We start from the raw sequence: 7,110 nt of genomic DNA on the forward strand, positions 1-7,110 counted from the left end.
TGTCAGACATGCAGCAGCAGGTGCTCGCGCTCCCACGGCGAGATCACCTTCATGAACTCGGCATGTTCCACGTCCTTGATCTCGGAGTAGACGGTGATGAAGTCCTGCCCCAGGATCTGCGCCAGATCGGCCTCGTCGCGCAGCTGGGCCACGGCCTCGCCCAGGCTGCGCGGCAGCTGGAAATCGGCCAGGTAGGCATCGCCCCGGCATTCGGGCGTGGGCTCGATCTGCCTTGTCATGCCCAGGTAGCCGCAGGCCAGCGTGGCGGCCAGGGCCACGTAGGGGTTGGCATCGGCCCCGATGATGCGGTTCTCGATGCGGCGCGAAGCGGGCGTGGCCACCGGTGCGCGGATGCCCACGGTGCGGTTGTCGGTGCCCCACTGGATGTTGATGGGCGCGGCGTTGGAGCGCACCAGGCGGCGGTAACTGTTCACGTAGGGCGCGAACAGGGCCATGGCCGCCGGCGCATAGCGCTGCAGCCCGCCGATGAACCAGTAGAAGGCCTTCGAGGGGCTGCCATCGGGGTTGCTGAAGATGTTCTCACCGTTGTCCACGCGCTCCACGCTCTGGTGGATGTGCATGGCGCTGCCCGGTTCGTTGGCCATGGGCTTGGCCATGAAGGTGGCGTACATCTCGTGGCGCAGCGCGGCCTCGCGGATGGTGCGCTTGAAGAAGAACACCTCGTCGGCCAGGCCCAGCGGGTGGTCGTGGAAGAAGTTGATCTCCATCTGGCCCGCGCCCACCTCGTGGATCAGGGTGTCCACGTTCAGCTCCATCTGCTCGCAGTAAGCGTAGATGTCCTCGAACAGCGGGTCGAACTCGTTGACGGCGTCGATGGAATAGGCCTGGCGCGAGGTCTCGGCGCGGCCACTGCGGCCACGCGGCGGGCGCAGCGGCATGTTGGGATCGATGCTGCGCTCGATCAGGTAGAACTCCAGTTCAGGCGCCACCACGGGCGACCAGCCCTGATCCGCATACAACTGGCACACGCGCTTGAGCACGGAGCGCGGCGCGTAGGGGATCAGGTGGCCGTCGCGGTCATAACAATCGTGCACCACCTGGGCCGTGGGGTCAGACGCCCAGGGCACGATGCGCACGGTGCGCGGATCGGGCTGCAGGTGCATGTCCCGGTCGGTGGGGGTGATGACGTCGTAGTAGGGCCCTTCGGCAGGGAACTCGCCCGTCACGCCGATGGCGACGATGGCCTCGGGCAGCCGCATGCCGCGGTCTTCGGTGAACTTCTCGCGCGGCAGGATCTTGCCGCGCGCCACGCCGGTGAGGTCCGGCACCAGGCATTCGATCTCGGTGACCCGCCGCTCGTCGAGCCAATGTTCCAGGTCACTGAAGGAGGTGGGCACTCTGGAGGATGGCGGCATGGGGTCTTTCGGTAATGCTCAGCGGTTCAATCGCTGCAATCGTTGGTCACGGTGCGTTCGACAGGCATCACCGAAGGCCTCGAACAGGCGTCGGGACACGGGGTTCTCGGCCGCCAGCCACTCGGGGTGCCACTGCAGGCACAAGCTGAAGGCCGCTGGGCGGTCGTCGTCGGGTGTCCAGGTGAAAGCCTCGACCACGCCGTCGGGCGCCAGGGCCTCGGCGCGCAGGTTGGGCGCCAGGCGGTTCACGCCCTGGCCGTGGAGGCTGTTGACCATGAACTGGCCGTCCTCGACCACGCTGACGCCGTCGAGCGTGCGTTCGAGCAGGCCACCACCCTGGATGTGCACCGGGTGCGAGAAGCCGTATTCGATCTCGACAGGCTGGGTGCCATCGCCCCGATGGTCACGCAGGCCGGGCTGCTGGTGCACGGCCTGGTGCAGCGAGCCGCCCATGGCCACGTTGACCTCCTGGAAGCCCCGGCAGATGCCCAGCACGGGCACGCGCTCGCGCAAGGCGCGCCGGATGATGGGCAGCGTCCAGGCGTCGCGGTCAGGGTCCAGCGGCAGGGAGGGGTCGAGCACCTCTTCGCCAAAGTGGCTGGGGTGCACGTTGGAGGGAGAGCCGGTCAGCAGCAGGCCATCGGCCAGGTCCAGCAGGGTGTCCAGTTCCTCAGGCAGGGCGCCGGGCACCACCAGGGGCACGCAGCCGGCCATGCGCACGGCGTCGAGGTACTTCTTGCCGGCCACGTGAAAGGGGTGGCGGCCAAGCTCCCGCTGACAGGAGGGGACCAGCACGACAGGTGCAGGGCGACTCATTGGAAACACTCGTTATCTTGTTGTTGCGTCCAGTGTGCCAAAGCCATGGGCGCTGTCAACGGGACTGCTCCGTGGCCCGCGAGGGCACAATGAGATGCGTCACATGCCACGCGCCCCGTGCCCCCCTGAGCAGGCGGAAATCGGGGCCTCCATGGCCGAAAAGCCACCGCCTGCCTTGGGAAGTTCGGCCAAGCCCGCTACACTGGAATCCACAACAAGGCCACCTTGCATCCATGATGACGAGGCAGCCATATCATCAGCCTCCATGCCAATGGTGGGGGCCCATCAGGGAAGCCGTTCGTGGACCGCTCAAACGCAGCCACCCCCGCGCCCGACCTGCCGTCACCCGGGACAGGCAGCAAGGCAGCCCAGGCACTTGACCGCCTGTTGCAGCGCCGTCCGCCGGTGCTGCTGGATCTGCGCGCCTCTTGCCGGCGTGCCTACCGCGCCGAGGTCGCGATCAGCGCCGCGTTGACGGTGGCCACCCTGGTCTTCGGCTTTCTGCTGGCCATCAGCCTGTTCCAGCCGGCAGCCGTCAGCCATGCGATGCGCCCCTTCGTGCTGCTCTCTGCCGGCGCGCTCGGTGCCCTGGCCGGGGCTTACGTCGGCTGGCGGCGCTGCATGCCCCGCAGCGGCGCATCCAAACCCGACACCCTGGAAGCCCGCGAGATCGACCTGATCCGCGGCCTGTTCCGCATCAGCATCCATGACCGGCGCACGCTGCGCCCGCACTCCCGCGCCGAGATCGGCTTCGACCGCCTGGTGGCCCTGTGCGAGGTCGACCAGCGCCCCCGCCTGCTGCCCTGGCCCCGCCGCCCCATGGCCCGCCTGGTACTGATGGAGCGCGGCACCGGCCTGGCCGGCCCGCGTCGCCGCCCGCTGTGGGAGATCCACAGCACCCCCGCCGTACCCGGGCGCAAGAAAGCCGCCAGCCGCTCGGCCTGGGACAGCGCCCGCACCGCCTGGGTGCCGCCGGCCGAGATGCACGAGGTCATCGAGGTGTTCATGGCACGCACCGGCCTGTACGTGCGCCACGCGGCCATCGAACCGGACACCAGCGCATCCTCCGAGACGCTGTCCATCAGCCACTGAGGCGCACCACGCCCTCGGGCAAAGCGTGACGAACGCAGGCAAAACTGTGCTTTTTGCCACACTCGCCTGCAGCGTGAAACGCTAGTGTGGCAAGGGTGGCCACCTTGTGGCTGTCGCGAGACGCCAATCCCCTCGCGGCCCGCGACAATGGTGGATTGCGCGCAACACCCCGAGAGACCGTCGTGACCGATCTGTACGCCGACATGTTCGAACTGGCCCCAGTGTCCCTGTGGCTGGAGGACTACAGCGGCCTGAAAACCCTGTTCGATCAATGGCGGGCAGAAGGGGTCGGCAACCTGCGCACCTTCCTGCGCCAGGACCGCAGCCGCGTGGCCGAGTGCTCGCGCCGCATCCAGCTGCTGCGCGTGAACCGCCGCACGCTCGAGCTGTTCGGCGCCGACGACCTGGACCACCTCAAGGCCAACCTGCACGAAGTCTTCCGCGACGACATGTTCGACCAGCACGTCGAAGAGCTGGTGCAGATGTGGGAAGGCCACACCCACTTCCGCAGCAACACCGTCAACTACACCCTGCGCGGCCAGCGCCTGAACATCTCGCTGAACGCCAACATCCTGCCCGGTCATGAACATGACTGGTCACGCGTGCTGCTGGCCATCGAGGACGTCACCGAGCGCGCCCGCGCCGAACGCGCTCTGCGCGCCAGCGAGCTGCAGGCCAAGGGCCTGTTCGAGCACTCGCCCGTGTCCCTGTGGCTGGAGGATTTCAGCGGCATCAAGGGCCTGCTGGCCGAGGTGCGCGAGCAGGGCGTGGTGGATTTCCGCACCTTCCTGGATGTGCACCCGGAGTTCGTCACCCGCTGCATGCTGGAAATCCGCGTGCTGGACATCAACCAGCAGACGGTGGACACCTTCCGCGCCCCGGACAAGACCACCCTGCTGGCCCACACCGACAAGATCTTCCGCGACGACATGCGCCCCCACTTCGCCGAACAGTTGGTGGACCTGTGGCACGGCCGCCTGTTCCAGCAGCGCGAGGTGGTGAACTACTCGCTCGACGGCGAGAAGGTACACGTGTACCTGCAGTTCTCGGTGATGCCCGGCCATGAGGAGCGCTGGGACCAGGTACTGGTGTCCCTGACCGACATCACCGCGCGCAAGAAGGCCGAGGCCTACCTGGAATACCTCGGCATGCACGACGCCCTGACCGGCCTGCGCAACCGCTCCTTCTTCACCGACGAGCTCAACCGCCTGGACCGCCGCGGTCCCTGGCCCGTCAGCGTGGTCATCATCGACCTGAACAACCTCAAGGGTGTGAACGACGAATCCGGCCATGCTGGCGGCGACGCCCTGCTGCGCCGCGTGGGCGAGATCCTGCGCAAGGCGGTAGAGCGCCCGGCCACGGCCTCGCGCATCGGCGGTGACGAGTTCGCCCTGCTGCTGCCCGGCGTCGACCAGCGCGGCTGCGAGCATCTGGTCGAACAGGTCCAGGAGCTGTTGGCGCTGAACAACCAGTTCCATGCCGGCGGCGCCCAGGTCAGCCTGTCCATCGGCGCGGCCACCAGCAAGGACAACGAGCGCCTGGAAACCGTGGTGCACCGCGCCGACCAGCGCATGTACACCGCCAAGCGCGACCACTATGTGCGCCAGGGCCGGGATCGCCGCGGCGCCCTGCCCTCAGCCCATCAGGACTGACCCCGGCGGGTCGCCCGCTCGCACGGCGTTATCCTTCGGGCCATGTACGCGCAACACTTCGGCCTGAAGCAGGAGCCTTTTTCGATCGCGCCCGATCCGCGCTACCTCTTCATGAGCGAGCGCCACAGGGAGGCCCTGGCCCACCTGCTCTACGGCGTGGGCAGCGGCGGCGGCTTCGTGCTGCTGACCGGCGAGATCGGTGCGGGCAAGACCACGGTGTGCCGCTGCTTCCTGGAGCAGATCCCGCGCCGCTGCAACGTCGCGTACATCTTCAACCCCAAGCTGACGGTGATCGAACTGCTGCAGTCGATCTGCCACGAGTTCCGCATCCCGCTGCCCGATGGCATCGGCCAGCACCGGCCGGCCACCGTGAAGGACTACGTCGACCCGCTCAACGAGTTCCTGCTCAAGACGCACGCGGTGGGCCAGAACAACGTGCTGATCATCGACGAGGCGCAGAACCTGTCGGCCGACGTGCTGGAGCAGTTGCGCCTGCTGACCAACCTGGAGACCAGCGAGCGCAAGCTGCTGCAGATCGTGCTGATCGGCCAGCCCGAGCTGCGCGACATGCTGGCCCGCCCCGAACTGGAACAGTTGGCGCAGCGCGTGATCGCGCGCTACCACCTCGATGCGCTCAGCCCGGATGAGACGGCGCAGTACATCCTGCACCGCCTGGCCGTGGCCGGCAAGACGCACGGCCACCTGTTCGATGCCAAGGCCGTGCGCCGCATCCACCATTGGACACGTGGGGTGCCCCGGCGCATCAACCTGCTGTGCGACCGGTCCTTGCTGGGCGCCTACGCGCTGGGCAAGGAGGTCGTCAACCGCACGATCGTGGACAAGGCAGCTCATGAGGTGTTCGAGCGTCCTGGGCCCAAGGCCGAGGCGCCACGACGCGCGCCAGCCCCCAGCAAGGGCAGCGGCAAGGCCCACCACCACACGCCGGCCGATCCACCAGCCCGCGCAGGAGCATCATCTCTCCGCCCCCCCACCTGGGCCTGGGCCCTGCTGGCTGGTGTGGCCCTGCCCACCGTGGCCGCACTGACGCTCTGGGGCCGCCCGGGCAGCGCGCTGTCGCCCCAGGCGCAACAAGCCGCCGCGCGAACGGCCAGCACCCCGGCTTCGGCAGCATCCGGCGCCGCCTCACGCCCTGCTGCGGCGGCATCGCTCACCACGGCCAGCGCCCCCACCGCCACCCTGGATACCGCTGGCCTGGCCCAGGCCCTGCGCGCCGCCACGCAGACCGACACCACCGCCTGGCGTGAACTGGCCACCCTGTGGGGCGAGAACCTGGGCAGCGGCGATCCCTGCCAGGCCGCCAGCACCCGCCAGTTGCAGTGCTTCCGCCACAACGGCGGCCTGGCCCTGGTGCGCCAACTCGACCGCCCCGGCGTGCTGGCCCTGCACGAAGGCCAGCGCACGGTGGATGTGCTGATCACCGCCCTGGGGCCGGACAGCGCCACCCTGCAGATCGACGGCACGCGCTACCAGGTACCGCTGGCGGCCCTGTCCAGCGTGTGGCGCGGCGAGTTCACCACCCTGTGGCGCACACCCGAGGGCTACCGCCGCAAGCTGCTGGCAGGCGACAGCGGCCCGGCCGTGGACTGGCTGGCCGCCCGCATGGCCACCGTGCATGGCGAGGCCCTGCCCACCGGCACCACCCGCTTCGACCAGGCCCTCAAGGCCCGCGTGCAGGCCTTCCAGCTGGCCCAGGGCCTGACACCCGACGGCGTGGCCGGCGCCACCACCCTGATGCTGCTCAATCGGCAGACCGGCGTGGCGGAGCCCCGCCTGGGCCAGGCCCCCTCCGCCCCGGCCCAACCCCCTACAGGAACCTGAGCGATGTCCTACATCCTCGATGCCCTCAAGCGGGCCGACGCCGAACGGGAGCGGGGCGCCGTGCCCGGCCTGCATGCACAGCCCGCCGCCCTGCCCCTGCCGGATGAACCCGGCACCACCACCTTGCCACCCTGGGCCTGGGGCCTGGGCGGCCTGGGGCTGGCGGTGGTGGCCATGCTGGCCTGGTCCCTGTGGCGCGATGATCCGGCCCCGGCGGTACCGCCGAGCCCGCCGCCGCTGGCCACCGCCCCGTCCCCCGGCCAGACACCACCAGCGCCTACCGGTCTGCTGCCGCCCCAACAGTCCGACCGCCTGCCCCAGGGCGAGGCCCGCCC

General features: G+C 69.1%; 5 protein-coding genes and 1 pseudogene. 4 read left to right on the forward strand and 2 right to left on the reverse strand.

The window, feature by feature from the left end:
- Positions 1–2: 2 nt before the first annotated feature.
- Entirely contained in the window at positions 3–1,376 is a 1,374-nt protein-coding gene (locus tag WAQ08_RS07330) for a glutamine synthetase family protein (RefSeq protein ID WP_422190474.1), read from the reverse strand.
- Positions 1,377–1,394: 18 nt separating this feature from the next.
- A complete protein-coding gene (locus tag WAQ08_RS07335) occupies positions 1,395–2,192 on the reverse strand; it encodes a gamma-glutamyl-gamma-aminobutyrate hydrolase family protein (protein WP_422190476.1) in 798 nt (265 codons plus the stop codon).
- Positions 2,193–2,492: 300 nt separating this feature from the next.
- Here WAQ08_RS07335 and WAQ08_RS07340 point away from each other — a divergent pair, with 300 nt between their 5' ends.
- From WAQ08_RS07340 to WAQ08_RS07355, 4 genes and pseudogenes are all read left to right on the forward strand, one after another.
- Entirely contained in the window at positions 2,493–3,284 is a 792-nt protein-coding gene (locus WAQ08_RS07340) for a hypothetical protein (protein ID WP_422190478.1), read from the forward strand.
- 203 nt (positions 3,285–3,487) lie between these two features.
- The gene (locus WAQ08_RS07345; protein ID WP_422190489.1) at positions 3,488–4,936 is read left to right on the forward strand and encodes a diguanylate cyclase domain-containing protein; all 1,449 of its coding nucleotides are present in this window, start codon (positions 3,488–3,490) and stop codon (positions 4,934–4,936) included.
- Between the two features lie 42 nt (positions 4,937–4,978).
- On the forward strand, positions 4,979–6,775 hold the full coding sequence (locus WAQ08_RS07350) for an AAA family ATPase (protein WP_422190480.1): 1,797 nt from the start codon (positions 4,979–4,981) through the stop codon (positions 6,773–6,775).
- A gap of 3 nt (positions 6,776–6,778) precedes the next feature.
- Positions 6,779–7,110: pseudogene (locus WAQ08_RS07355) on the forward strand (hypothetical protein); the annotation flags it as partial.

Origin of the sequence: Aquabacterium sp. (assembly GCF_049274795.1) — a bacterium.
Lineage (GTDB): Bacteria > Pseudomonadota > Gammaproteobacteria > Burkholderiales > Burkholderiaceae_C > Aquabacterium.

Excerpts from the sequence above, each read along its gene's own strand:
- WAQ08_RS07330 (WP_422190474.1), bottom strand. The coding sequence starts at position 1,376 with ATGCCGCCATCCTCCAGAGTGCCCACCTCCTTCAGTGACCTGGAACAT.
- WAQ08_RS07335 (WP_422190476.1), bottom strand. The coding sequence starts at position 2,192 with ATGAGTCGCCCTGCACCTGTCGTGCTGGTCCCCTCCTGTCAGCGGGAG.
- WAQ08_RS07345 (WP_422190489.1), top strand. The coding sequence starts at position 3,488 with ATGTTCGAACTGGCCCCAGTGTCCCTGTGGCTGGAGGACTACAGCGGC.
- WAQ08_RS07350 (WP_422190480.1), top strand. The coding sequence starts at position 4,979 with ATGTACGCGCAACACTTCGGCCTGAAGCAGGAGCCTTTTTCGATCGCG.